Source organism: Microcoleus sp. Z1_B2, assembly GCF_036700325.1.
Classification (GTDB): Bacteria; Cyanobacteriota; Cyanobacteriia; order Cyanobacteriales; family Microcoleaceae; genus Microcoleus.
In genome coordinates, this window is the sequence record NZ_JAUBOQ010000023.1 from 1 (window position 1) to 25,758 (window position 25,758).

At 44.7% G+C, this 25,758-nt stretch carries 21 protein-coding genes; 12 read left to right on the forward strand and 9 right to left on the reverse strand.

Annotated features, from left to right (window positions below):
- Positions 1-2,045 (reverse strand): DUF4347 domain-containing protein (locus QT984_RS15160; protein WP_333374324.1); only part of this gene is annotated, 2,045 nt, incomplete at its 3' end.
- 697 nt (positions 2,046-2,742) lie between these two features.
- Complete coding sequence (locus QT984_RS15165; RefSeq protein ID WP_333374326.1) at positions 2,743-3,609, reverse strand: cation diffusion facilitator family transporter; 867 nt, start codon at positions 3,607-3,609, stop codon at positions 2,743-2,745.
- A 55-nt stretch (positions 3,610-3,664) separates the two neighbouring features.
- Here QT984_RS15165 and hpsU point away from each other — a divergent pair, with 55 nt between their 5' ends.
- Positions 3,665-4,342, forward strand: a complete 678-nt coding sequence (gene hpsU, locus QT984_RS15170; RefSeq protein WP_333374328.1) for a hormogonium polysaccharide biosynthesis acetyltransferase HpsU — start codon at positions 3,665-3,667, stop codon at positions 4,340-4,342.
- A gap of 147 nt (positions 4,343-4,489) precedes the next feature.
- Here hpsU and QT984_RS15175 read toward each other — a convergent pair whose 3' ends face one another.
- Together QT984_RS15175 and QT984_RS15180 are read right to left on the reverse strand one after the other, a co-directional pair.
- The gene (locus tag QT984_RS15175; RefSeq protein ID WP_333374330.1) at positions 4,490-5,818 is read right to left on the reverse strand and encodes a response regulator; all 1,329 of its coding nucleotides are present in this window, start codon (positions 5,816-5,818) and stop codon (positions 4,490-4,492) included.
- Positions 5,819-5,823: 5 nt separating this feature from the next.
- Entirely contained in the window at positions 5,824-10,311 is a 4,488-nt protein-coding gene (locus QT984_RS15180) for a PAS domain S-box protein (RefSeq protein WP_333374332.1), read from the reverse strand.
- Positions 10,312-11,292: 981 nt separating this feature from the next.
- Between QT984_RS15180 and QT984_RS15185 the strand changes: the two genes are divergently transcribed.
- Genes QT984_RS15185 through QT984_RS15195 form a run of 3 tightly spaced genes read left to right on the forward strand, consistent with a single transcriptional unit; the run spans position 11,293 to position 13,277 of the window.
- Positions 11,293-12,804 carry a mechanosensitive ion channel domain-containing protein gene (locus QT984_RS15185; protein WP_333374334.1) on the forward strand — a complete coding sequence of 504 codons (1,512 nt, stop codon included), beginning with the start codon at positions 11,293-11,295 and terminating at the stop codon, positions 12,802-12,804.
- Between the two features lie 10 nt (positions 12,805-12,814).
- Positions 12,815-12,967, forward strand: coding sequence for a hypothetical protein (locus QT984_RS15190; RefSeq protein WP_333055395.1), 153 nt, complete (start codon positions 12,815-12,817; stop codon positions 12,965-12,967).
- Positions 12,968-12,983: 16 nt separating this feature from the next.
- On the forward strand, positions 12,984-13,277 hold the full coding sequence (locus QT984_RS15195; protein ID WP_333055396.1) for a hypothetical protein: 294 nt from the start codon (positions 12,984-12,986) through the stop codon (positions 13,275-13,277).
- A gap of 20 nt (positions 13,278-13,297) precedes the next feature.
- Here the strand turns inward: QT984_RS15195 and QT984_RS15200 are convergent, their stop codons facing one another.
- Positions 13,298-14,503 (reverse strand): transposase, encoded by a 1,206-nt coding sequence (locus QT984_RS15200; protein ID WP_333055397.1) that lies wholly within the window; start codon positions 14,501-14,503, stop codon positions 13,298-13,300.
- A 127-nt stretch (positions 14,504-14,630) separates the two neighbouring features.
- Between QT984_RS15200 and QT984_RS15205 the strand changes: the two genes are divergently transcribed.
- Positions 14,631-14,777: a hypothetical protein gene (locus QT984_RS15205; protein ID WP_333055399.1), complete on the forward strand. Its 147-nt coding sequence runs from the start codon at positions 14,631-14,633 to the stop codon at positions 14,775-14,777.
- Positions 14,778-14,889: 112 nt separating this feature from the next.
- On the forward strand, positions 14,890-15,177 hold the full coding sequence (locus QT984_RS15210) for a hypothetical protein (protein ID WP_333055401.1): 288 nt from the start codon (positions 14,890-14,892) through the stop codon (positions 15,175-15,177).
- An 84-nt stretch (positions 15,178-15,261) separates the two neighbouring features.
- On the opposite strand, the gene QT984_RS15215 is transcribed toward QT984_RS15210, so the two are convergent.
- A complete protein-coding gene (locus QT984_RS15215; protein WP_333055402.1) occupies positions 15,262-15,870 on the reverse strand; it encodes a TetR/AcrR family transcriptional regulator in 609 nt (202 codons plus the stop codon).
- Between the two features lie 115 nt (positions 15,871-15,985).
- Here QT984_RS15215 and QT984_RS15220 point away from each other — a divergent pair, with 115 nt between their 5' ends.
- The 3 genes from QT984_RS15220 to QT984_RS15230 all read left to right on the forward strand — a co-directional run bounded on the left by QT984_RS15220 (position 15,986) and on the right by QT984_RS15230 (position 19,851).
- Entirely contained in the window at positions 15,986-17,413 is a 1,428-nt protein-coding gene (locus QT984_RS15220) for an HlyD family efflux transporter periplasmic adaptor subunit (protein ID WP_333374336.1), read from the forward strand.
- A gap of 149 nt (positions 17,414-17,562) precedes the next feature.
- On the forward strand, positions 17,563-18,747 hold the full coding sequence (gene devC, locus QT984_RS15225; RefSeq protein WP_333374338.1) for an ABC transporter permease DevC: 1,185 nt from the start codon (positions 17,563-17,565) through the stop codon (positions 18,745-18,747).
- 387 nt (positions 18,748-19,134) lie between these two features.
- On the forward strand, positions 19,135-19,851 hold the full coding sequence (locus QT984_RS15230; RefSeq protein ID WP_333339671.1) for a DevA family ABC transporter ATP-binding protein: 717 nt from the start codon (positions 19,135-19,137) through the stop codon (positions 19,849-19,851).
- Positions 19,852-20,072: 221 nt separating this feature from the next.
- Here QT984_RS15230 and QT984_RS15235 read toward each other — a convergent pair whose 3' ends face one another.
- Positions 20,073-21,125: a glycoside hydrolase family 104 protein gene (locus QT984_RS15235; protein ID WP_333374342.1), complete on the reverse strand. Its 1,053-nt coding sequence runs from the start codon at positions 21,123-21,125 to the stop codon at positions 20,073-20,075.
- A gap of 355 nt (positions 21,126-21,480) precedes the next feature.
- Entirely contained in the window at positions 21,481-22,398 is a 918-nt protein-coding gene (locus tag QT984_RS15240; protein ID WP_333055407.1) for a YihY/virulence factor BrkB family protein, read from the reverse strand.
- Between the two features lie 111 nt (positions 22,399-22,509).
- On the opposite strand from QT984_RS15240, the gene QT984_RS15245 reads away from it, so the two are divergent.
- The 3 genes from QT984_RS15245 (at position 22,510) to QT984_RS15255 (ending at position 25,171) form a co-directional block, all read left to right on the forward strand.
- Positions 22,510-23,595 carry a hypothetical protein gene (locus tag QT984_RS15245; protein ID WP_333055408.1) on the forward strand — a complete coding sequence of 362 codons (1,086 nt, stop codon included), beginning with the start codon at positions 22,510-22,512 and terminating at the stop codon, positions 23,593-23,595.
- A 369-nt stretch (positions 23,596-23,964) separates the two neighbouring features.
- Complete coding sequence (locus QT984_RS15250) at positions 23,965-24,858, forward strand: CNNM domain-containing protein (protein ID WP_333055409.1); 894 nt, start codon at positions 23,965-23,967, stop codon at positions 24,856-24,858.
- A 118-nt stretch (positions 24,859-24,976) separates the two neighbouring features.
- Complete coding sequence (locus tag QT984_RS15255; protein ID WP_333055410.1) at positions 24,977-25,171, forward strand: hypothetical protein; 195 nt, start codon at positions 24,977-24,979, stop codon at positions 25,169-25,171.
- On the opposite strand, the gene QT984_RS15260 is transcribed toward QT984_RS15255, so the two are convergent.
- On the reverse strand, positions 25,163-25,729 hold the full coding sequence (locus QT984_RS15260) for a DUF7638 domain-containing protein (protein ID WP_333055411.1): 567 nt from the start codon (positions 25,727-25,729) through the stop codon (positions 25,163-25,165). The two genes, QT984_RS15255 and QT984_RS15260, sit on opposite strands and share 9 nt — an antisense overlap.
- Positions 25,730-25,758: the final 29 nt, after the last annotated feature.

Consider the following 25,758-nt stretch of genomic DNA (forward strand, 5'->3'; position numbering starts at 1 on the left):
CCAACTGGGGTATCAGCAAAAGCAGTGCCATCAATTGTCGTGGGTGTAATATCTTGATTGGCGATGGAAGTACCATTACCTTTGAGATCAATTTCCGGCGGGTTAATGAAGAAAGCTAAATCATTAGAGGCATTGGCATTGCCGTAGTTGAAGATATAGTTCCCACCCCCATAAGGGTTGGTATTCGAGAAAGAGAATGTACCTGTTCCCTCAAAAATAACGGAGTAGGTTTGCCCACTGGTAGCCGAATAAGGAGTGTCTAATTTAACTGTTTTCCAACCCATGCCCGATGGGAGTGATATGCTCTGTTGATAGGTAGGAGTACCTTTGTTCCCGCCAGCGCCGCTGCCATTACTGCTGTTGTAAATCAATAAATTGCCAGTAAAAGCACCTCCGGTATAAACCGCAATCTCGCTAATTGTTCCATTCTCAGAAGCTGTGAAGCTCTGTCCCTGATGACTGGTATTAGCACTACCGTTTTGGGTTAATTGTGGGATGGGAGGAATCGGCAGCGTGGAAGCGGTGAGGGTTGTGAAGTTCCAACTGGTTGGCCCTGTAATCCCGGCATAATTGTTACCAGCCGAGTCTTTAATCGCCCCGCTAGCAATTTCTACATAGTATTCGGTACTTGGTGCGAGGTCAGCGGTAGGATTAATGCTGACAGTAGAACCGCTAACGGTGACATTGGCTGATGTGACATCAATGGTTTCCACCACTGAGTTGTCGGAGACTTTCTTGATGACAATATTGCCGATGCCTTTTTGTACGGCTTCACTCAAGGTGACAACTAAATCAGCAGCAACTGCAACACTGGTGGCGTTGTCTGCGGGGCTGAAACTGGCGGCTGTCGGCGCTGTGATGTCAGCTAAAACACCTGTGGCTCCGAAAACTCCCAGATAATTAGCAAGGCTGGTACCGCTTGTTTTACTGACGGTAATGCTCTGCAGCGTTTTGGCTGGGTTAGGATTAAACATGAACCCGAATAGGGCAGGATCATTGGCATTCTGATAACCTGTTCCTGCTGTATCACTGCTTCGATCCATTCCGTCGATTAGATAGTAACTCGACGATGTTTCGGTAATTTCGTCAAACCAGTCAGGAACTACTGTGGCTGTGCCTGTCCCATTAGTGCCATCGCTATAGTTAAATGTCACCTGCATCTCAGCACTGCCATTTGTACTGGTGGCGAACAGGTGGATTTGTGAATACTGGTTGGGCGTAACAGCAAAGTTAAAGGATGTGCCGTTAGTTGTAAGAACTTTGGCGTTGTTGCCGTTATTGGTGTTGTTGTAGCCTAGCTGAACGTCGGGACGGAAGGCATTTGCTGCGAAAAAGCCGTTGTCGGGTAAACCATTGCCACTAGCACCGCCTTTCTCGGTTGCAAAGGACTGAGTGATTAAGGTATCTATGTTAGCCCCTCCCGCTGCGTAACCCAATTCGCCTTGTAGGGTGTCTATGGCTCCTCCCGTGTAGTTGATAATGACATCGCGATCGAATACTGATGTGAAGTCAAATTGAACGGGTGAGGCTAAAACACCGCCATAGGTTGCCATTGCTTCGCTGGACAAGGCAAGGGAGGCTTCGATCGCCCCTGTTGTTTTTTCTAATTCCCAGTCGCCCCCTAGTGCTGCATTACCGGTCTTGTTGGTGGATGCTGCCACATCTGCCCCGGTTATTTCGCTGAGGCGCTTTACGAAGTTTTCTCCAACTTCTCCAGCGGCTACATCGCATCCATATAATAGAATATCCCCATTTGCTGTCAGCGCACTTCCCCACTGTTTTAGCTGATTGCTGAAAGTTTCTAGGTTATTGTCATTGAGTACGTCAGCACCGAGTTTTAAGATGCCTTCGCTGCCGTGAGAAACTATATGAACTGCTTCAATATCTTTTTGATCTGCCAAGGCGTTAGTAATTTGGTCGATCGCGCTGAAATTTTCATTTAAAATCACAATTAGAGCGGGATCGATGCCTTGGATCAGGCTTTGATAATCCTGTACTGAAGAGTCTACGAAAATAATTTGCTTGTTCATAGTTGATAAGTTCATAATTGCTGAAATCCTTTATATGTATCGTTTACATCCAAGTCTGGTCGGGGTTGAAACCCCGCCTCAAATCTTAAGTGCTCTTGCATAGGACTGAATAATTTATTAGTTTTATTGCTCAAATCGCTCGATCGGTAAAATTGTTAGCCCGTTGCCTTTTGTTCACGGAAAATGAACACGAAAAACTGATTGTCTTCGCTCATAGCTGACAACATTCGATCGACTTGCGCCCCCCCTGGGCGATCGTCATAGCAGCGTGAAACTCGGATTTTGGCGCAATAAAGCCGCCAGCAAAGTAGAACGTGAGCGAGGTAATCCCGATCAGAAGTGAACTTTCACTGACCTCGCGTTGGAATGGCTTTGTTTAACTTAGATGCAACCTCAATGTATCATACTAAAGACATATTTTTCAGATAATATTTTTATTTAACATTTCGCAACATAACACTTCTGGTTTACGATATCTTTACAATCTAGACATCGTGGGTTGACTTTCCCTGTCTCTATCATTGCTTCGGGCCCCTGCCTTTGTAAAGTCGGAAAAGTCGGATCTTAAAGTCGGAAAAGTCGGATCTTTGCCATGAGGACATAATAAGGTTTACGATATCTTTACAATCTAGACATCGCCCTTGTTAATTACTTAAGTATTTTAACTGCATATCTCAGCGCATCTACGCAGATATACGCAGATGAGGAGAGATCATTTAATAAGTTCTTCGAGGGATGGAAAAAGCAATTTTTCTGCGCTCACTTTTTCGCAATCACAAGGCTGTTGATTTGCGGATATTGCTGATACTTTTCCCAGCAGCAATTGGATGCTTTCGATTAGCAATGGTAGAGTTAATAAAATAATTGATGCAGAGACTAGCAAGCTAATTAAGCCGTCAGCCCAATTCCAGTGCAGCCACGCTACGGCGATCGCAGCTATAATTACTCCAACCGATGAAAAAATGTCGGCGACTGCGTGCAGAAAGGCGCTTTTGAGATTTAAGTCGCCGTGACAGCAGGAATGCAAGCAACAAGCATTAATCGAGTTGATGCTTAAACCGACTATGGCGGTAATTAACATCGGCAGCCCTTCTACTTCGGGTGTTGGGGACTGCAAACGGCCGATCGACTCGGCGGCAATCCAAAGGGCGATCGCCACTAAACTGATACTATTAATTAAAGCAGCAATGATTTCTCCACGGGCGGGCAGGATGCCCACCCCACAATCAAATTCACTGTTTGTGGAACAGGCATCTTGCCTGTTCTTAAGAATAGTACCCGAACTCAATTCGATCGCGCAATCCACCGATTTACTTCTGTTTTTAAGTGACGAGTACCAAGTCGCTGTCAAAGTTATTGCTAAAGCTGCTACATCTGAAAAAACGTGACCCGCATCTGCTAATAGGGACAAACTATGAGAATTAAGTGCGGCGATTAACTCTGCTACAAAAAAGCTGCTAAGCAGTACCAATGCTGTTTGTAAAAGTCGCACTTTGCCAATTCTGGGATTTGTCTTCTCGCATTGTGCGATATCCTTGGCGTTTTCCGAGTCAAAATTGTCCCTAACTAGAAATGTCATGCAGCAGTCCTTAAGGTTAAACTCGATTTTAAATTAAACATTAAATTAACTATCAATGACCGATTATATACCAAATCCGCACCAAGATCCGGAAAATTTGAGCGCAAATTCCCCCAATTCTCAAATAAACGATCGTCCAATTAGCGACAATCACGCAAATACTTTGACAGGCGAATCTTTAGTTGATTTGCGGCTGTACAACCAATCAAAGTTCGATCGAGGAAAGCCTGGTTGGCTAATTTTGCTTTGGTGGTTCGTCCAGGCGATCGCATTTCCTCTCACTCCACACCCTTTTAACGGCATCAGAAGGGGGTTGCTGCGGTTATTTGGAGCGAAAATAGGTCGGGGTGTGATTATTCGCCCCACGGCTCGTTTTACCTATCCTTGGAAAATTGCAATCGGCGATTACAGTTGGATAGGAGATGATGTTGTATTGTACAGTCTCGATCGAATTGCGATCGGCAAACACTGCGTCATTTCTCAAAAAAGCTACCTCTGCACCGGCACTCATGACCCTCAAGACCCAGCCTTTGGCTTAATAACAGCATCTATTATCATTAATAACGGCGTTTGGATTGCCGCCGACTGCTTCATTGGCCCTGGTGTAGAAATCGGTGCAAATGCCTTAATTGGAGCTCGCAGCAGCGTCTTTAAAAATATGCCTGCAGGCTTTATTTGCACAGGAACACCTTGTCGTCCCCGCTGTCAGCGAGAAATTAACCAAAGTTCCTAAGAGATATTGCACCGGGAAACTAAGGAATGAGAATTAAATAACTTCCACTCTTGAAAGTGGGATGGGCGTCCCGCCCGTCCAAAAAGGACGGGCGGGACGCCCATCCCACAATAACAATTAAAATTGTAAGTTATTTAATTCGCGATCCTAAGCAGCTTTACAAGCTTGCTGCCGAATAGGAATTTCAATGACGAATTCTATTCCCTTTCCTAATCCAGGCTGGCAGTATAATCTTCCCCCATGCTTTTCAACGATAATTTGGTAACTTATAGATAATCCCAACCCAGTTCCTTTACCGATAGGTTTGGTAGTAAAAAATGGGTCAAATAGCTTCTGTTGTAGAGTTTCGCAAACTCCCCGACCATTGTCACTAATATAAATAGCAACCCAATTATCGTCAATTACTTTTGTAGCAATTTGAATGCGGTTCTGGTGTTGTTTAATTTCTGCAAAGGAACGCTGCTGATTCGATTCCTCTAAAGCATCAATGGCATTGGAAAGAATATTCATGAACACTTGATTTAATTGTCCGGCATGGCATTCTACTGGTGGAAGCTGACCGTACTTTTTTATTAGTTCAATCTCAGGATGCTCTGGTTTTGCTTTTAAACGATGATGCAGGATGGTGAGTGTACTATCAATTCCTTCATGAATATTTACAGATTTCACCTCTGCCTCATCTAGGCGAGAAAAGATTCGCATAGACTTAACAATCTCCTGGATGCGCTGCGTTCCTAAGTTGATTGAGTTAAGAACTTTGATAAAATCTTCCTCCACAAATTCCAGTTCTATTTCATCCATTGCTGCTTGAATCCGAGGGGTGGGATTTACATAATCTTCTTGATAGAGATGTATTATTTTTAGTAAGTTATGAGCGTACTCTTGGGCATAACCCAGATTGCCAGAGATAAAATTTATAGGGTTGTTTATTTCATGAGCAATTCCAGCCGCCATTTGCCCTAAGCCGGACATTTTCTCGCTTTGAATTAACTTAAGTTGCAGTTGTTTTAAATCTTCATAGGCTTGGCTAACCTCTAAAATTTTTTGCTCCAATAATGTATTTTTTTCTTCTAACTTCTCAGTTAAAACATGAAGCTTTAAATGCAGCTTGACGCGAGCTAATACTTCCTCCTGTTGGAAGGGTTTGGTAATATAATCTACAGCCCCAAGCTTAAACCCCTCAACTTTATTAGCCGTATCCGAGAGAGCAGTCATAAATATAATGGGAATCTGTTTAGTTTCTGGATTAGCCTGTAATCGACGACAGGTTTCAAATCCATCAATTTCTGGCATCATGACATCTAGCAAGATTAGATCCGGTAGAGCATATTTGACTCGCTCTAGTGCCATTTTGCCAGATTTCGCAACCCGAACTTCAAATCCTTCTTGGCTTAAGGCATCAGATAAGACACCTAAGTTAGCTGAATTGTCATCAACTATAAGAATCGTACCATTTGCTTGAATTTCTGAAGTCATAAACCTTACTTGTAGGACTGAATAAACGTTAAAATCTCTTCGTCTTGAAAGTCCTTTGCCATTTGATGCAATCTTTTAGCAAAGGGAATGTATTGGGGATCTAGTTCTTCAAGTAATACCGCCTGCTTAACTATTTCTAGGAAATTTCCTTTCATAGCCAGCTCGTATAGGATTTCCATTTCTGTAGCAGGCGGTGCAATTAGCTCATTGGTGTCTGAGCCGATCGCCAGTTGAGCTTCATTGGCTTCGTAAAGCCATTCTAACTGAAGATACTGTTGCAATTTTTGCAGGAGCTCCGTTGCCTGAACAGGTTTGGGAATAAAGGCGTTGCCTCCTGCCTCTAAACTTCTGTATTGATCTGTTTCAAATACGCTGGCAGAAGACACAATAATGATGATGTCTTTGAAATTTTCCGATTCTCGAACCCGCTTAATTAGCTCGAAGCCATCTAGTTCGGGCATTACTAAGTCGGTAACGATTAAATCGGGCTGCACCTCTAGAATTTTTTCCCAGCCTTCGTGCCCATCGTTGGCTTCAAACACCTCAAAGCCGATCGGACTGAGCAAGTTGTTAATTACCGAACGGTTAGCCCATTTGTCATCAATAACCACAATCTTAGGTTGGCGGTCTTTGATGCCGATAATCTGCCCATGATGGTCGATTTGAGACGTTTTTACCCATTCATCGGCTTGAGGCAGACTAACATCAAACCAGAAAATACTGCCAACATTCATCTCACTTTGAACCTGAATGGTACTGCCCATTAGTTCTACAATTCTTTGGCTAATTGCCAGTCCTAATCCCGTGCCTTCCGTCTGCCGTTTGCGATCTCCTACCTGCTCGAATGGCTGAAAGATAGCTTGGAGTTGATCGGGTGCAATGCCGGTACCTGTATCGCGTATTTCAAAGCGAATTTTTCCTTCTGTTGCAAAACTGACTATAAAAGTAACACTGCCCTCATCCGTAAATTTAATAGCGTTGCTCAAAAGATTAAATAACACTTGTCGCAAGCGTTTTTCATCTGCACGAATACCGATCGGGAGTTCGGGGCTGGATGGAAAATGAAAGTGAATTCCCTTGAGTTCAGCTCGGATGCGACACATTTCTGCGACACCTTGCAGGAACGCCGGAAAATGAAAATCCGTGGGCATTAGTTCGACTTTCTGTGCTTCAATCTTCGACAAATCGAGAATATCATTGATTAAGGTCAGTAAATGCGAACCGCACTGATAAATAACATCAATGCGCGATCGCTCTTCTTCATTCAAGACTTTGGAACGCTGAAGAATCTGCGCGTATCCCATGATGCCATTAAGCGGAGTCCGCAATTCGTGGCTCATGTTAGCAAGGAATTCACTTTTGGCCCGACTAGCTGCTTCTGCGGCTTCCCTGGCTTTTGCCTGTACGATTTCTGTTTGTTTGCGATCCTGGATATCGATGCAAGTGCCAACCCACTCCCGGATGCTGCCATCTTCATTTAGAATTGGCACCCCTCTAGCTTGGAAATAACGATAGTTTCCATCCGTTCCGCGCATTCGATATTCCATCTCAAACAGGCTTCTCGTTTGCACTGCTTCCATCCACACCTGAACTGTTCGTTCGCGATCGTCCGGGTGGATTGCATCTAACCAGCCAAAACCAACCCCCTCAGCTTCCGTTTGTCCGGTGTAAGCTCTCATACTCGGTGAATCCTGGCATCTTCCTTCAGCATCCGTTGTCCAGACAATTTGGGAGATGGCAAGGGTTAGCGATCGATAGCGTTCTTCGCTTTGTTTGATAGCATCTTCGGCTTGTTTGCGATCGTGGATATCGGTACAAGTGCCAATCCACTCCCGGATGCTGCCATCTTCATTCAGAATTGGCACCGCCCTACCTTGAAAATAACGATAGTTTCCATCCGCTCCCCGGATTCGATATTCTGTGTCATACATGGTTTTCGTTTGCACTGCTTCCATCCACACCTGATCCGTTCGTTCGCGATCGTCCGGGTGAATTGCATCTAACCAGCCAAAACCAACGACCTCCGCTTCGGTTTGTCCGGTGTAAGCTCTCAGAGTCGGTATATCTGGGCATCTTCCTTCAGCATCTGCTGTCCAGACAATTTGGGACATGGCAAGGATTAGCGATCGATAGCGTCCTTCGCTTTGTTTGATAGCATCTTCGGCTTGTTTGCGATCGGTAATATCTCGTGTTGTGGCGATGATGCCCAGGATATTACCATTAGCATCCCGCCAAGGAGCTTTTGTAGTTAAAAAGGTCGTAGGGCTTTCATCATGAGAAGAGATATCTTCCTCGTAACTCTCAGTGATTCCTGCTGCCATGATGTGGCGATCTTTTGCCATCATTTCACGGGCAGTGTCAGGCGACATTAATTCCAAATCATCTTTGCCGATGATTTCCTCAATTGGCTTGCCCAAGAAGTTTGCTGCATTGGAGTTAAGGGCAACATGACGACCTTCCCGATCTTTAACGACAATGAAGTCTGGTGTACTTTCCAAAATAGATTTGAGCAGTGCATTACGATCGCGCAACTCTGCTTCCATTTGTTTGCGATCGTTAATGTTTCGTGCTATGGCGATCAGGCCGATAATATTGCCCTGAGCGTCCCGCCAAGGGGCTTTTGTGGTTAAAAAAGAAGTATTCTCTTTACCATTGAAAACCTCTTCTTCGTAGCTTTCAGTAAGGCCTGCTTCCATGATCTGGCGGTCTTTTGCCATTATTGCAACGGCGGCAGCCGGAGGAAGGAGTTCCGAATCATCTTTACCGATAATTTCCTCAATGGGTCTACCGTAAAAGGATTTTGCGACCTCGGAATTAAGGGCAACATATCGGCCTTCCCGGTCTTTAACCACAATTATGTCTGGCGTACTTTCCAAAATAGAGCTCAGCAAGACGTTGCGATCGCGCAGCGCAGCTTGCTGTTGGCGCAGAGCTTCTTCTGCTTGCTTGCGATCGGTAATATCTGTATTAGCTCCAATCCATTCCCGAATTGAACCATCCGCGTTCAGAATTGGTACACCACGACAACTCATGTACCGATATACCCCGTCATGACGGCGCATACGAAATTCAACTTCATAGAGCGATCGATTGGCAATAGCAGTTGACCAGGCAGTAACCATAGACGAGCGATCGTCTGGATGGATAGCCTTGATCCCACCCCCTCCTTTGTAATCATCAAATGTCTGTCCTGTAAATGCACTCCAAGTAGGTTGCTCGATCGCCATTTCGCCGTCGGCATTGCAGATCCAAATAATTTGAGCGCTGGCTTCCATCAAAGAACGAAATCTTTCTTCACTTTGTTTCAGGACATCTTCTGCGATTTTGCGATCGCGAATATCCCGCGTAATAGTGGCAATTCCTATGGGTTCATTAGTCTCTGGATCTTTGATCAAAAATAGGGTGTAATCTACCGCGATGGGTTCACCTGTCACGAAATGTCTGAAGCGGAAATCACTCCGCCAACTTCCCTCTTGCATTATTGCAGGCATAATAAACTGCTGTACAAAGTCCAAATCTTCTGCCATGAAAAAGTCGTTCATGTGTTTGGTTTTGGCTTCGTCCAAACTGCTGAGTCCCACCAAATCCAGACCAGCCTGATTCACTAGCATCGGGCGACCATCCATTGAGGCAACGCCAATAAAGTCACGGCTGTTCTCGATCGTTGTAGCGAGCAATTGCCGTTCTTCCTCTGCTTTTTTGCGATCGCGAATATCCCGCGCAATAGTGGAGATAAACTCGACTTCACCCGCTGCGGTTTTGTGAACGATCAAAACCTGGGAGACTGGAATTTCTTCCCCATCGCATGACAAAAACAGAGTTTCACCAGTCCACCGGCCCTCTCGCAAGGCGGTGGGAATTACTTCGTTGTGGAATTTTGCCGTTGCTGAGGGAGCTAACACAGAATCTATACTAAACGAAGCTCGTGCTTCCTCTGGGGACATCCCCAGCATTTCCTGTCCGGCTTTGTTGAGATAGACGCTATGCCCTGTCGTATCAGAAACTCCTACTAAGTCGGAAGTTGCTTCCAAAATGGCCGTCAGTCGTGCCTGCTTTTGTTCTGCCCGCTTGCGATCGGTAATTTCAATCACAAGGGCACCAACACCAAAAACCAGGTCATTTTCATCCCGCAAAGGATAGTAAGATGCTTGCCAGTAGCGCAGGAGGCCCGGTTGTCTCGGAGTTTCACCCACTACTTCATAGTCGAGAATTGGCTTGCCCGTATCCAGAATTTCTTGCAAAATTGGTCCCAGATTCGCAGCCAATTCTGGCAGCACTTCACACAGCGACCTACCAATATGATCTGCCACACAAATGCCATTGATCTCGGCCATAGCTTCGTTAATTTGGACGTACCGGAGTTGGCGGTCTAAAATCATCAGTCCGGCATTCGCAGCAGCAAAAAAAGCCTCGAAGTGAGCCTGTCGCAATACCTCTGCTGTTGTGCTCTCTTGCTGTGGCGGTTGGGTTTTCTCTGGTGGGAATTTGCTCATGTTGGCTCGTGCATTTCAGCTTTTATTCTAGAACTTCTGTCCAATTGTGCGATCGCAAGGTTTTCGTTGCCTCCAATTTGGGTACTGAATAAAACGTTCAGTAGCGCGACTATTAGGCTTTCAATCTGCGAGATATGTATCCCTTGCGACACTATGTTTTTTAATTATTCGGATGTATCGCCAAGTATTTCTATTTCTCATCAATTCTATTGCTAATCAATCCTATCGGTAGAACATTGATGACAACTTAACCTAGGGAAGCATTTGTCAATCAGTAATTATGCTCAGCCTTTACTCAGGTTTTGGGTGGACAACTTTGATTTGGGCGATCGAGCAATCATGTCTCGCGCCATATTTATGTCCACCTACCCTCAAATCGCCAATTTTCCACTCCTAAACAAGCAATATTTTAAGTAAAATTACGGATTGACAAATGCGATTAAGTTATATTTCGTCCCCCATATCGGTAGAATGCCAAGTATTCTTGAAACGTTATCAATTTTAGCTAGATCCGTTAAATTTTTACTTAGATAATACATAAAACGGACGCAACTGGCAGAGTAATAGCAATATCTCTCCCACCAGTTAAAGTCATTGTAATACTTGGATATTTGACTTGTCCACTTAAAGAGTCATTGAATAATCCCTGCTTAACTTGATAACGGGACTTCAAAAAAAAATAGTGGAGAGTATGATAAACTCGAATCGAGTTAATATTCACTAAAGTTACTAGAGCGCTTTAATAATAGATGAGTCGGCTCTCAGAACGCGAAAAAGTGGCACACTAACCGCAGGCCTGCGAAGACCAAGTATCCGAAAAATTGGCAATAGGGATAACTGCGTAGTATGAGGAACAACATCTCTATGTAACGACTTAAGTTTTTTTACCATAAAAATAGGTTAAAATTTATGATAACGAGTTCAGTATTTGATTTTTACATTGGGTACTGAGGACTTTATTTTTTACTCCTCTCCTTAAAAATGACCACACAAAAAACCTTATTCCCGGAATTTAAATTGAATACAATACCAGAAGAAGTGTTGACACAGATATCGCAAATATTTACAGCTACCCTATTTAAAATAGGTGACAATCCAGTATCCCTGCAGTCACTGGTAGAACTAATAGTGTTGTTTATGGCTATCCTTGTCATAGCACGCTCATTTACGAATTTCCTGAAGGAACGCTTGCTCGTCAGACTGGGAATTGACGAGGGAAACAGGGAAGCCATCGCAGTAATTATTGGGTATTTAATAGTAGCTTTGGGAGTAATAGTCGCCATCCAAAGCATCGGCTTCAACCTCGCTTCTTTTGCAGTAGTTGCGGGGGGATTGGGAGTCGGAATTGGCTTCGGAATCCAAGATTTAACAACTAATTTTGTCAGCGGCTTAACGCTGCTTTTAGACAGGCCGGTTAAAGTCGGAGACTTTGTGGAATTAGAAGGATTAATGGGAATCGTCAAAAAAATCTCGATTCGATCGACCATCATCCAAACTACTGAAGACTCTAGCGTCATTGTTCCCAACAGCAAAATGATTAGCAACAAAATTGTTAACTGGAGTTACGAAAATTCCCTACTCTGTCTGCGAGTTCCCGTAGAAGTAGCCGAGAATAGTAACCCCCTGTTAGTGACAGAAACTCTGTTAAATATTGCTTACGCAGAAGCTGGAGTATTGTACGAACCGAATCCGAAAGTATTGTTTGTCGAGTTTGGTGATGATAGTTTTAAATTTGAACTTTTAGTTTGGACGGACAAGCCGACTGAAAGAGAAATAATTAAAAGTTCTTTGAATTTTGCAATTGAATACAATTTCCGCCAGCATAAAATCGAATTTCCGTTCAATGACCGTGAAATTTATTTGCAAAATCCCGAAGTTCTGTTGTCCATGTTTAACAAAAAAGAAACTGCAATTGACCTCCCGAACAGTTACTCAGAAAATGAGCAAAAACCGCCTATTTTTGCAGAGAAACTGAAAAAGCCATCGTCGCTTAGCTGTTTGCTACGAGAGGTGGAATACTTTGAAAACCTGACTGACCTTGAATTGCGGCAATTGATTGAAGTTGGATACCGGAAACGGCTGCGATCGCAAGAATATTTGTTTCACGAAAACGACCCCGGAGATGCTTTTTACATGATTCTTTCAGGTTCAGTAGAAGTTTTTGTAGAAGCTATTGACAAACATCTGAATAACCTCGGTAGTGGTCAGTTTCTCGGTGAACTTTCTTTAATGTTGGGAATCCCCAGAACTGCTTCGGTAAGAGCTTTGGAAGAAACAATTTTGTTTGCCATCAATAAAGAAGGTTTCCAGAAAGTTTTAACTGAACGACCGGATTTATCTGAACAGATTATTAAAGAAATAGTCAAACACAAAGAAGAACTCAGCGAGAGACAGCAATTATTGCGAGAAATGGAATTGGTAGATGCAGCAGAAGAGGATGAAAATCCTGTAGAATGGGTGAGAAAACGGCTAAAAGATATATTTACTGTTTGAAATAATTTCTATGACGCGATTTATTCACGATCTCTTTGCCAAAGAATACCTGGAGGAATTGCTGTCACCGCTCGGAACGGTTAATATCGGCCGCGATGTGACTTCAGAAGTCGGAGAAATCGATGTGTACTTCACTTTCTTCAATCTAAAATCTAAAATCTAAAATCTAAAATCGATCGATGCCCACAGCATCGAAAGCATTGGTAGATAGCTTTAATGCGATACCAGACACAGAGAATTGGATGCAGGGAATTTATTTCTTGGGGGAATCTTTGCGGACTGCAATTGTGGCGATTCACCAGTTGCCCGAAACTCCAGAAACTCTGTGGTTGAGGATTTTGGGCAAAGGGGGAGTGCAGCAAAGGGCTATTTCCCAATTAAGCGCTTTAGCAACAGACGATCCGTTGCGGATTATCGCGCTAGAATTGCTGTATCGGTTACAATCAAATTTATTGACATCCTCCCCGCCGTAAACGGTCGGGGATTCTAAACATCACTGTTTAGGCTTCCTCTTTCCACGACTCGACTTACATTGAGGAGTTGCCTCACCAATGCAGCGGTCGATGTCTCCAGAGGCGTTTAACGTTTCCGTGTGCCCCACGGTACGAAGTCCTAACTCAAGTATGTTGATTGCGGCATTCCAGTCACGTAAGAGTACAACACCGCAATGTTGGCAGCGGTGCGTTCTTTGACTCAAAGACTTTTTGACGATTTCCCCACAGTTAGAACAATTTTGCGAAGTGTAGTGCGGTGGTACAGCAACTGTTACCACTCCAAACACTTTGCCGAAATATTCCAACCATTGACGGAAAGCAGACCATGCAGCATCCGAAATAGATTTAGCTAGCTTTCTATTTTTGACCATATTTCGCACCTGCAAATCTTCGTAGGCAACCAAGTCGCTAGACTGGATTACGCATCTTGCCAATTTCACGGCAAAATCTTTACGTTGTCTACTTACTTTGAGGTGTTTTCTACTTAATCGGTTTCTTGCTTTGGCTTTATTTTTGGAGCCTTTTTTTGTTCTCGAAAGACGCCGATTCAGTCGTTTGAGAGCTTTCTCGGACTTTCTCAGATGACGCGGGTTTTCAATTGTTTGACCGTCTGAATCTGTGTAGAAGTGAGTCAAACCAACGTCCAAACCTAGTGTTTTACCAGTTGGCGTTCTCTTTTCTAGTCGTTCTTGGTCGATCAAAAACTGAACGTAGTAACCGTCGGCTCTACGAACAACACGCACGCGCTTAAGCTGCTTTAATTGGTAGAAGTGCAAGTCGCGAGTTCCCCACAACTTAAAACTTCCGGCTTCAAACCCATCAGTGAAAGTGATAGTACGTCTATCATCCGACAACTTATAGCCTGTTGTTTTATATTCAACAGAGTCGTGCGTCTGATGTTTTTTAAAACGCGGGAAGCCCTTTTTCCCTGGTGTGCTTTTTTTGCAGTTGTCGTAGAACCGCGCAATTGCAGACCAAGCTCTTTCGGCAGAAGCCTGACGCGCTTGAGAGTTGAGTTTAGCAGCCCAAGGAAATTCTTTGGCTAGGACAGCGCAGTAGGCGCTTAACTCGTACTTGCCGATTCCCAAGTTGTCGAGCCAGTATCTCAGACAGCTATTGCGAACGAAGCGAGCGGTGCGGATGGCTTCGTCTAGCCTCTCGTACTGTTGCTTCGTCCCCTCAAGTTTTGCCTCAAATACCAACATAGTTACGCTTGTCGTGTCAGCGTAAGTATAACACAGAAAGCCGTCCTACAAGGACGGGGCTTTAAACCCAATTATTTTAGTAACCGATGCGCCACAAGTATTAGAGCCAGAAGAGCGGGAGTTAATTATGGCCATTGCACCACTTTTTCAACAACAAATACAAGCAGCACAGCAACAAGCTAGAGAACAAGGACTAGAACAAGGACTAGAACAAGGACTAGAACAAGGCCGACAAGAACAACAGCGCTTAATATTAGGAATGAGAATTAAATAACTTGCATTTTTTGTAGGTTGGGTTTCGTTCCTCAACCCAACCTACGAAGTTATTTAATCGACGATCCTTAGAAAACTTTCTGCGAGTTAGATTTGGAGAATTAAGTCCAAAAATGGCACTTTTTCTATCTCCAATATCCAAGTTGGCGGCGGCGGAATTTACAGTGCTGTTGCTGGCAATATCGATGTTAACAGTCGATGAATCTGGGCGGGAATCAGCAGTGAAATTGTTGGCTGAAAGTGTCTTGCAAATACGATCGCCTGAATTGGGCGATCTTCTGCCTGCTGCAGTTACTAATTTATTGGCATTGCCTGTGGCAGAATTGACATTGTTTGTAGAACAACTGCCGCAGTTATCGGCGGAGGAATTGAGGGAAAGGTTAGGAAAAACACCTGACTAAAACCTGCGATCGCAGCCATAAAGGGATCTCGCTCTTTATGGCATTTAAATGATTCTCGAAAAAAAATCCTAGATTTTGTCGCACTTAGGAATTGGACTCCGGCCCTAAAATCAAGTGCAGCAGACCATCGATCAGTCGATCGCGCTCCATTGGGATAATCTCTTTACCGTGCATCATATGCTGCATTAACTGAAAATATACCAAAGATCCGATAAAAATTCGCGCCGTTGCCTCCGGATCGGGCAATTTTAACTCTGGATGCGATGCCAAATATTCCGCTAGCCGCTCGATACCCGGTTTACCTAAGTTTCTCACAAAAGTCTGCGCGAGCTGGGGAAAACGCCCTGACTCCGCAATCACTAACCTCACAAAATTGAGATATTCTGGTTCCTGGGTCGCCTGATCCAATATAGTTGTGGCAGCGAATCGCAGCGCTACGGCAGGTTCTTCATCCAGAACTGTAAAATGGACTTTTTCTCGCGCCAGCCGCTGTACCAAAGCCGCAAACAATCCCTCTTTATCTTGAAAATAGCTGTAAACCGTGGCTTTGGACACTCCCCCCGTCTTCGCTACCTTGTCCATACTCGTGCCCGCGTAGCCGTGGGCTAAAAATTCTTGCATCGCACCTTGCAGGATTTGCTCGGTTTTGTCACCTCCTGCTGCGTCTGGTTCGATCGGTTTTGTCCTTGCCATACCTTGCTTCTGTAATTTTTATTTGGGAGCTTGACATTATTATACTGAACGGTTTAGTATTAGGAGACATCGTAACTAAACCGTTTAGTTTTATTTTCTCACAAAGAGGTATGTCATGGTACACCAACCAACAGCGGACGGCTTATCCTCAAATCCATCCCTAGTTAAAAAACTCCTAGTTGTGGCAGCAGTAGCAACCCTGGGGGCAGCGGGAACCACAGGCTACACGATCTGGCGATCGCGCATACCCGATCCGAACGCAGTAGCCGCAGCAGCAGCCGTCACAGCATCCCAATTAACCACAGTTACAGCCTTGGGGCGACTCGAACCCAGAGGAGAAGTAATTAAAGTCTCCGCCTCCGGTGCCGCGGAAGGAAACCGGATCGATCGACTTTTGGTCAAAGAGGGAGACAGGGTGAAAACAGGCCAAGCGATCGCAATTTTGGATAGTCGCGATCGCCTGCAAGCCGCCCTCGACCAAGCTCAAGAACAAGTGCGCGTCGCTGAGGCAAATCTAGCAAAAGTCAAAGCTGGAGCCAAAAACGGCGAAATTCAAGCCCAGAAAGCGACTATTAGCCGTTTATCTGCCGATCGCAGCAACGAGATCGCAGCGCAACAGGCGATCGTCAGCCGCCTAGAAGTCGATCGCAGCACCGAAATCGCAGCGCAACAAGCCACAATTGCCCGCATCAGGGCCGAACAGCAAGGGGAAATTCAAACCCAAAAAGCCGCAATTGCCCGTCTACAAGCCGAACTCCGCAACGCCCAAAGCGAGGATCGGCGCTACTCCCAACTGTATAAACAGGGAGCAATTTCCGCCTCAACTAGCGACAGCAAAAGCCTCGCCGCCGAAACAACTCAACAGCAACTCAACGAAGGAAAGGCAAAACTAAATCAAATTCAGGAATCCCGCCAACAGCAAATTAACGAAGCCCAAGCCAAATTAAATCAAATTCAACAATCTCGCCAACAGCAAATTAACGAAGCGCAAGCCAAACTCAGCCAAGTTGAGCAATCTCGACAACAGCAGATTAATGAAGCCGTGGCAAATCTCGATCGCATCGCCGAAGTGCGTCCCGTTGACATAGCAGCAGCCGCCGCCGAAGTCAGTGCCGCCGCTTCAGCCGCCAAACAAGCCAAAGCCAATCTGGATCTAGCTTACATCCGTGCTCCCAGAGACGCCCAAGTCCTGAAAATTCATACGCATCCGGGGGAAAAAGTGGGAAACGACGGCATTGTCGAACTCGGACAAACTCGCGAGATGCTGGCTGTTGCGGAAATCTACGAAAGCGATGTGGACAAAGTACGCCTCGGACAAACCGCCAAAATTACTAGCGATGCTTTGACCGGCGAATTGCGGGGAACTGTCGAACATATTGGTTTGCAAGTGCAGCGGCAAAACATTGTTAACACCGATCCTTCTGCGAATATTGATAGTCGAATTGTGGAAGTAAAAGTGCGCTTAGATGAAGCTTCCAGCCAGAAAGTAGCGGGATTAACCAATTTGCAAGTCAAGGTGGCGATCGGGGAAATTAAGGATTAAGAATTTTTTAACCACAGAGAGCGCTGAGGACACAGAGGAAGAGAATAGAGAGATGAATCATTCTGACTTAATTATTAAAGATTAAGAATTGTTCCAATATCAGGTTGCTGTCTTTAATCCAAAATCCAAAATCTAAAATCTAAAATCCTATGATTGCACTAATCAAACCCTTACAACAATTAAGACGCAGAACTTCCCTCGGATGGCTGCAACTGAGTCACGACAAAGGGCGAATGCTGGTTGCAGTAGCCGGAATTGCCTTTGCTGACGTTTTGATGTTCATGCAGTTAGGCTTTCAAAATGCGCTTTACACCAGCAATACGCGGCTGCATCAAAGCTTGGAAACAGACTTAGTTTTGATTCACCCCCAAGCGCGAAATTTGATTAATTTGTCTTCCTTCCCCAGGCGTAGATTGTATCAAGCAATGAATGTACCGGGCGTGAAATCAGCCGAGCCGCTTTACGTGAAAATTGCTAACTGGAAAAATCCCGAAACTCGGCGCGAAACGTCGCTGATGGTGGTGGGTTTCAATCCGAATCGCCCTGCGTTTGCGCTTCCCGAAGTTAACCAAAATTTGAACGCGATTAAATTGCCGGATACCGTGTTGTTCGATCGAGCTTCTAGGGGAGATTACCAAGGGACGATCGCGCAAATCGATCGAGGAAAAGCTGTTAAAGCTGAGGTAGAGCGGCGCAGGATTAACGTCAGCGGTTTATTCACAGTTGGAGCATCTTTTGCCGCCGACGGTATTTTGATGACTAGCGATCAAAATTACCTGCGCCTGTTTGCGAGACAAAACGCCGCGAGTGTTAATGCCGGATTAATTCAACTGCAACCGGGTGCTGACCCCGTGGAAGTTCAACAAGTTTTGAAAGCATATTTGCCGCCGGATGTCAAGGTATTAACCAAACAAGAATTTATCGATTTTGAGAAAAACTATTGGGCTAAGAATACTGCGATCGGCTTTGTGTTTAATTTAGGCGTCGCGATGGGTTTTGTAGTAGGAGTAATTATTGTTTATCAAGTTCTCTCAACCGATGTCAGCGACCACATGGGAGAATACGCTACTTTCAAAGCGATGGGCTACCGCAATGTTTATTTACTGGGCATCGTTTTTGAACAAGCTCTAATTCTTTCTGTCCTCGGTTTTTTGCCAGGAGTAGGAGTTTCTTTCGGACTTTATTCTTTAACTCGCAAAGCTACAAACTTACCCCTTTATATGACGCTGATTAGAGCATTTATAGTATTACTTTTGAACGTGATTATGTGTACTATTTCGGGAGCAATTGCCACTCGCAAGCTGCAATCAGCAGATCCAGCAGATATGTTTTAAGGGAAAATGAAGAATATCATGTCCTCACGATTAACCATAATATTCCGGTCGGAGCGGGTTTTTGAGATGGTCAATTATTGGCCGGTATTGTTGGTGAACCCGCCCCTACAAAAATCGAGGTCGCTCGACCGGACATGATATAAGTGAGTCTGAAGGACACTAAATCCGGGTTATAAAACACTTTATCATACTCGGTGATTGAAACCTTTCCTACACAAATGAAGTCCGCCTCCGCAGACTAAAAAATAAAGGGGTATTAAAGCTAAATTTGGTAGAAATTCCTGAGTGCCAACATATTTTTTGTCAACTTATTTTCTTCTTTTTACTCGGCTATTTAGGCGATGTAAGCGATGAATCATTCAATCTCAAACCTCAAACCAAGAAGTTATGAATTCTACTACTCTCGACCCGACAACCAACGCCTTACAGATTCCTTCACCTATAATTTCCGCGCACAAACTCGACCACTACTTCGGTCAAGGTCAACTGCGAAAACAGGTACTTTTTGACATTAATCTCGACATTAATGCAGGTGAAATCGTGCTGATGACGGGGCCTTCTGGTTCTGGAAAAACTACGCTTTTAACTTTGATTGGCGGACTGAGATCCGGTCAATCGGGAAGTCTCAAAATAATCGGTCAAGAAATGTGCCATGCGAGTTCAGACCAATTGGTAAAGGCGCGACGCAAAATTGGCTATATTTTTCAGGCGCACAACTTGCATCGCAGTTTGACAGCGCTACAAAACGTGCAGATGGGTTTGGAAGTTCACGGGAATTTGTCGCGTTCCCAAATGCGCGATCGCTCTGCAAAAATGCTAGAGTTAGTAGGACTGGAACAGCGGATTAACTATTATCCAGATGATTTGTCTGGAGGACAAAAACAAAGAGTTGCGATCGCCCGCGCTTTGGTCAGTCAACCGCAAATTGTTTTAGCTGACGAACCAACAGCCGCCCTGGACAGCAAATCCGGTCGCGAAGTGGTGAATTTGATGCAGCAACTAGCCAAAGAACAGGGTTGTACTATTTTGTTAGTAACCCACGATAACCGAATTTTGGATATTGCCGATCGCATCCTTCACATGGAAGATGGAAAATTAGCCTAATTTTTAAATTTCCGAAGAATAGACATCCTATCTAATCCGTTGACATCGGAATTATTATCTCTCTCTTCTCTTTCTCTGTGTCCTCTGTGCCCTCTGTGGTTTAATCATTTCGATACAACCGGAATAGACATCACCCATAACTACCCCATTTTCAATTTTGGATGTCAAAATTTAATCCAAAATTCCCAAACTCGAATCTAAACTCGTCCTTGAACTTTTGACTAATTGCTAACCACCAATCCTTGCCGGTAAATTCCCAAATTTTGCAGGTACATTGCTTCGAGTTTGGGCATCGACGATTCTACAGAACCACCATAACGGCGAAAAGAAGGCCAGATGTAAGCGAGTTTTCTGACTGCTGGCTCCAATCGACCCGCTTCTATATCTTCTAATGCACCTTTTTCTCGGATTAACTCTATAGCCATCCAATCTTGATTTTCTGGGCTGAAATCGCGGACGCCAAATTTTTTGGCAAATCTGTCCCAAGTGGTGCTGAGAAACTGATATCGCCCCGCTGCGTCGGAACAGAGTTTTTTGCCGTAGCGACGGCCGCACCTCATTTCTCTGGGATGATCTTGAAAGCTGACAAATTTCGTGCCGGTGTACTGGGTGCGGTAGCCGTCGGGGCTAGCGGTTCCTTCGGCGGCTGCGATGGTGTCGAGAAAGGCTTTGACTCGACGTTCGGGGCTGATGTTATCGAGTCTGCTATCGAGTCTGGGCTCTGGTGAATTCTGGGTTGGAGTTTCGGGCGATCGATCGCGATCGATGTTATTCTCTCGTTTGTCTGGTGAGTCGATCGTCGCAACTTCCGGCAGCCGTTTCGGGGCGGGCGAGCTTCCTGCCGAGACCGATTGTCCCCACAGTCTCGGCGTCATTCTACCTAAGAAAAAGCACAAACAGATTAAGAAACCCCAAGAGAGTTGAAAACGAAGGCGTTTAGACCGATTCCGGCGCAGAACCGGCCACCGGTGAAGGGGGAGTGTTGCGGGCAAAATTTTCGTTTGCTGGCCGAAGGCGAACAGCGATTTCAGCGCTAGCAAGGTTTGCTGGTAGAAACGCGGTGGAAGTTTCCGAGCTCTCATCGCTGCTGCGAAAGTCTCGACATCAGTCAGAGTAACTTGTGCCAGCGGTTTTGCGACAAACACTCGAAAATGGTTGGCCGCCTGCCAGCTAAAGCGCCGGTTGCGGGGGGATTTGCGGTTTACCCACAGGCGAATTAGCTCCATGTCTGACATAGGGAGCAGGTGGCTTCCCAGATGTTTTGATGCGTACAAAAGTACCTCCTGATATCAGTTCAGGTTGAAATATCCCAGTTTGTGGACTTGAGATTGGTTTCACCTTTGAAATTGGGGACTGGCAAGGAAAAAAATCTCTTTCGGGGCGATCGCAAACTTCAAATTTTTCGGTCATCACCGAAGGGGAGCGACAGGGATCAAGATAAACTGGTTTCAACCATATCCAGTGATACTACTAAGTGTTCGCCCGGTCAAGTTCACGGGCAGATTTGGCGATGGGTTGAGTCTAAAATTTAGTGATTCCACAGGTCTCGCCGTCCCAACTGACATAGGTTTCAAGGTGCTGGCATTCGGCTGACTCAAAAGTGAGCGATCGCATTTTTTGTATCTAATATTAAGAATTCTGTCGGTGTTTGGACCCGGAGGATTCCTCAGCTTGAATGCTGAGCAAATTTTTGCGTTTTGCCAGCATCAGGGAACCGTAGCGGTTAGCCCAAACTTGAGTAAACTCAGCACCTAAGAAGAGAATCTGAGCTGAATAATTGATCCAAAGTAAGATAATCACGAACGAGCCAGCAGCACCGTAGGTAGAGGCAATACCGCTACCTCCTAGGTAAACTCCAATTAAGGATTTGCCGATCGTAAACAGCATTGAGGTGATGGCGGCGCCGATCCAAACATCATTCCAGGCAAGATGGACATCGGGCAAAACTTTGTAAATTAAAGCAAAAAGCAGCGTAACTACGCCAAAGGAGAGAGCAAAGTCCACAATCTGCCAAATACCCACTGGTAAGTGCAGCAAGCCGTTCAACCAAAAGCTGACGGCCGCTAAAACGGCGCTCAGGACTAAAGATACTAGCAGTAGAAAGCCTATGCCTAAAATCATTGCAAAAGACAATACGCGGTCTTGCAGAAATCCCCAGATCCCGCGTCCGGGAGGCGGTGAAACATTCCAAATAGTATTGAGGGCTTCTTTGAGATTAGTAAACACATTGGAAGCCCCCCACAAAAGTGTAGCGATACCGAGTAAAGTAGCAATCATTCCCGACTTTGGTTCGGAGGCTTTGAGGATGAGTTCTTGGATGGTTTCGGCGCCATCTTTGCCGATTAAACTTTGGAGTTGACCGACGATTTGACCTTGGGCTGCGTCTGCACCAAAGACTAAACCGGCGATCGCAATTACGATAATTAGCAGCGGGGCCAGGGAGAAGACTGTGTGATAGGCTAGGGCGGCTGCTAGGGTTGGCGCTCTATCTTCTTGCCATTGAGTAAAAGTTTCTTTGAGCAGGGATATGACTGTTTTTAATTTCACGGCATTTGGTTTCCTTATACTTAGAGTATAAAGAATTATACTAGGTTAAGAGTTTTTTAGCCTCAGCCACAAGATAGATTTATCGATTAGCAAATTCGGAAGATTATTTTTATGTCAGATTCCCACACAACTGTTAACAACACCGAGGTAAAACTGTCCAAAAAAGCAATTTCTTGGGCAAAAATTAGCGCATTAGTAGGGGTGGTCAATTTTTTGCTGGTGCTTTTTCATTTCAGTTACCTTCAGTTGCGCCCTGTTTATCAGAGCTATTTTCCGGGTTTAGTTAAAATTTATGACCCGATTAAAGGCATTGATTCGAGTTTAGCTAATCCCGAATATTTGAAAAGTGCTGACCAGTTTTGGCGAATAGATACGTTTTTTATTGGTTTTTTTGGGGCGGAATTTTTGATTAAAAGTTTGTTCCACACCCGCCGTAAACCGGGGGTAACTTGGTTTGATTTTGTGCTGAGGCGCTGGTACGAGGTGTTTCTGGTGATGCCGATTTGGCAGGGGTGGCGGATTCTGCCAGTATTGGTGCGGCTGCACAAGTCTGGTTTGGTGAATCTCGATCGCGTAGTTGCTCAAGTTACCTATGAACCGGTGGCTTATTTAGCCAATACGATGTCGGAATACATGATGGTGCGGTTTATCAATCAAGCTAAAAGTTCGATCAAACAGGGCGACGTGGCACAGATGTTGCTGGCGCAGCAGCCGTACCTTCACGTCAATCAGGAAAATACGATCGAACAAATTACCAAACGGATTTTGGATCTGACAATTTACAAAGTTTTGCCACAGGTGCAACCGGATTTAGAAGAATTGCTGCACCACAATTTGGAAACAACAATCAAACAGTCTGATTTCTATCAAATCCTGCAAACTTTCTCTCCGATTAATATTTTGCCGACGGAGATGACTGAACAGCTAGCAAATTATTTAGCTCAAACTGCGGTGGATGTGGTAGCTACTACTTATGAAGACGATAAAGGTAGAAAAATTCTCGATAATTTCAGCCAAGAATTTAATCAAAGTTTACGGCGGGAATTGCAAGATGAGAAAACTCTCGCGGAATTGCAGTCGCTGCTGTCGGATTTGTTAGAAGAAGTGAAGTTGAATTACATTCAAGGCGGGTTGAAGTCCGATCCGGTGCAGACTTTTACGGAAATTAACTCGCTCCGGGGAGTAAGGGAGAGTTGATACTGCAATGAGTTCCGGTGTTGTGAATTAGATTCTTTTTTTTTACTCGCATCTTGCACCATTGTCAAGAACAGGCCGAAAAGCCTGTTCCACAAGAGATGAATTTTCTTGTGGAACAGGCCGAAAAGCCTGTTCCTAAAAAAGTAATTGAGAATGGTGCAATATCTCAGTTAAAACGAACCCCGAAGACGCCAAGGGCGCGAAGGAAGAGAAGAGAAAGAGTTCACAAGTTCTACGGGTAAGGTGTGCAATGCACACCTAGGAATATGGGTAGTGGGGATATCCGAAATGTCGGGGGATAAACCTATCTGAGTCCCAAGCTAAAATAAAAGCATGAACATAAAACATCTATCATATTAGATATCTATCTTGAACAACCTTACTTGCCTGGAAATAGAAGTAGCCCAAACAATGCTGAGTTTAGCAATGTTGGTGGGCTTAACACTTTTAATCGCCTTTTTTGTGGCGTCAGAACTAGCATTAGTATCAGCCGATCGCCATCAAATCCGCCAACTCGCCCACTTGCACGATCGCCCAACCGCCAAAACCGCCCAACTCGTCCACCAAGCTCAAAACAACATACCGCATTACCTGTCTGTGACTCAAACTGGCACAACAGCAGGGAGTTTGCTGTTGGGTTGGTTGGGTGAGGGAGCGACTGTACACTGGATTGAACCGTGGATCGACAAATTGCCGATCGGTCATTTTTCTGCCGTGCTGACTGCTCATTCGATCGCAGTTCCCGTAGCTTTTATCTTAGTAACTTACGTAGAAATAGTCTTAGGAGAACTAATCCCCAAAGTATTAGCAACCCACGCCCCAGAACGTACCGCTTTGCTGCTGATGCCGGCCCTCGAACTCTGCTCAAAATTACTGTGGCCGCTGCTAGTAATTCTCAACGGTACCGTGTGGCTGCTGACTGGTTGGATTACCAGTAAAGAGTCTCAACCGCTGGTGTCATCTTCCCAGGCAACTTTCGTTCAAAAAGATGCTCATTCGGCACTCATTTCTGGCCTATGGGAAGTGACAGCAGTTAACGAAAAACTAGGGTTAAACCTGCCAACTAACCAAGCTTACCAAACAATCGCCGGATTCGTAATCCACAATTTAGGTAAAATGCCCAATCAAGGCGATCGGCTATTGTGGGGCGAGTTGGAAATAGAAGCAGCAAATGTAGTAGAAGGCAGTTTAGAAACAGTGCTAGTGCGTCAGGTAACTCGCCCTTTGTTTGAGACTCAGCAGCCAGAACTTGTGTTAAATTGATCCTAAATCAGGCTTAAATACTTCCTCGATCTATGTATGTGAGGTTGTAATTAGTCGCTCAGTGCGACAATGTACCAGAAATCTGCAGATTGGATAAAGCACAGTTTATGAGGTGGATATGCTGAAAACACTTTGGGCTACTGTTCGACAAGGGAAAATAGAACTGCTGGAGTTATCAGAGTTACCCGAAGGGGCAAAAGTATTAGTAACAGTTTTACCTGATGAAGAAGCTGAGTTTTGGCTTCAAGCCAGTCAAACATCACTAGATACAGTTTGGGACAATACTGAGGATTCAGATATTGGCTTAATTTAACCTTTTCCAGATATATTCATAGCGCCTATAGACGCTTTTTAGTATTTCCTGGGAAACTTCTGTATCTTTGACACAGGTTATGATAGCGGAATCTTTACAATCCATATCGCCAAGAACATAAATTCTCAGATGTTTTGGAATAGCATTGTAAGCTTCTCGCAAGCTACTTTTATTTTCTTTTGTTGGGAATGTTAGGAATTTAGCAAAGGCTTGAACACAAGTATCTGCAACTGTTTGCTTTCCCTGAAGCTGAGCGATGGTATCTTCTACTTCTTTTACAAACTCATCAATCTCTATATAATAAAACTCTAAAGTCGAATTTCCGTAGTAGAGATGGTGACAGCTTATCCTCGCACCCTTGGGAACTTGGGTAACAACCCATCCCTCGGCAACTTTGGTTTTGAATTCCTCAAAGTTAACCCATTCCCAACAATCGATCATACCGTCTTCAAAAACTCGGATGATGGTTTGGTAGTAGTCGCCGTTGTGTATAAAGGCCGACAACCCTTTACCCCGAATTATTTCTCCATTTTCACCGTTTCTATATAATTGAAGCATTTCTTTTGCCCTTAACAATCAAGCGTATT

Bases quoted from the DNA above. Each gene is read 5' to 3' on its own strand.
- QT984_RS15215 (WP_333055402.1), bottom strand. From the start codon at position 15,870: ATGGCAAGGACAAAACCGATCGAACCAGACGCAGCAGGAGGTGACAAA.
- devC (WP_333374338.1), top strand. From the start codon at position 17,563: ATGATTGCACTAATCAAACCCTTACAACAATTAAGACGCAGAACTTCC.
- QT984_RS15220 (WP_333374336.1), top strand. From the start codon at position 15,986: ATGGTACACCAACCAACAGCGGACGGCTTATCCTCAAATCCATCCCTA.
- QT984_RS15190 (WP_333055395.1), top strand. From the start codon at position 12,815: ATGACGCGATTTATTCACGATCTCTTTGCCAAAGAATACCTGGAGGAA.
- QT984_RS15255 (WP_333055410.1), top strand. From the start codon at position 24,977: ATGCTGAAAACACTTTGGGCTACTGTTCGACAAGGGAAAATAGAACTG.
- QT984_RS15175 (WP_333374330.1), bottom strand. From the start codon at position 5,818: ATGACTTCAGAAATTCAAGCAAATGGTACGATTCTTATAGTTGATGAC.
- QT984_RS15200 (WP_333055397.1), bottom strand. From the start codon at position 14,503: ATGTTGGTATTTGAGGCAAAACTTGAGGGGACGAAGCAACAGTACGAG.
- QT984_RS15185 (WP_333374334.1), top strand. From the start codon at position 11,293: ATGACCACACAAAAAACCTTATTCCCGGAATTTAAATTGAATACAATA.
- QT984_RS15260 (WP_333055411.1), bottom strand. From the start codon at position 25,729: ATGCTTCAATTATATAGAAACGGTGAAAATGGAGAAATAATTCGGGGT.
- hpsU (WP_333374328.1), top strand. From the start codon at position 3,665: ATGACCGATTATATACCAAATCCGCACCAAGATCCGGAAAATTTGAGC.
- QT984_RS15165 (WP_333374326.1), bottom strand. From the start codon at position 3,609: ATGACATTTCTAGTTAGGGACAATTTTGACTCGGAAAACGCCAAGGAT.
- QT984_RS15210 (WP_333055401.1), top strand. From the start codon at position 14,890: ATGGCACTTTTTCTATCTCCAATATCCAAGTTGGCGGCGGCGGAATTT.
- QT984_RS15180 (WP_333374332.1), bottom strand. From the start codon at position 10,311: ATGAGCAAATTCCCACCAGAGAAAACCCAACCGCCACAGCAAGAGAGC.
- QT984_RS15245 (WP_333055408.1), top strand. From the start codon at position 22,510: ATGTCAGATTCCCACACAACTGTTAACAACACCGAGGTAAAACTGTCC.
- QT984_RS15205 (WP_333055399.1), top strand. From the start codon at position 14,631: ATGGCCATTGCACCACTTTTTCAACAACAAATACAAGCAGCACAGCAA.
- QT984_RS15195 (WP_333055396.1), top strand. From the start codon at position 12,984: ATGCCCACAGCATCGAAAGCATTGGTAGATAGCTTTAATGCGATACCA.
- QT984_RS15230 (WP_333339671.1), top strand. From the start codon at position 19,135: ATGAATTCTACTACTCTCGACCCGACAACCAACGCCTTACAGATTCCT.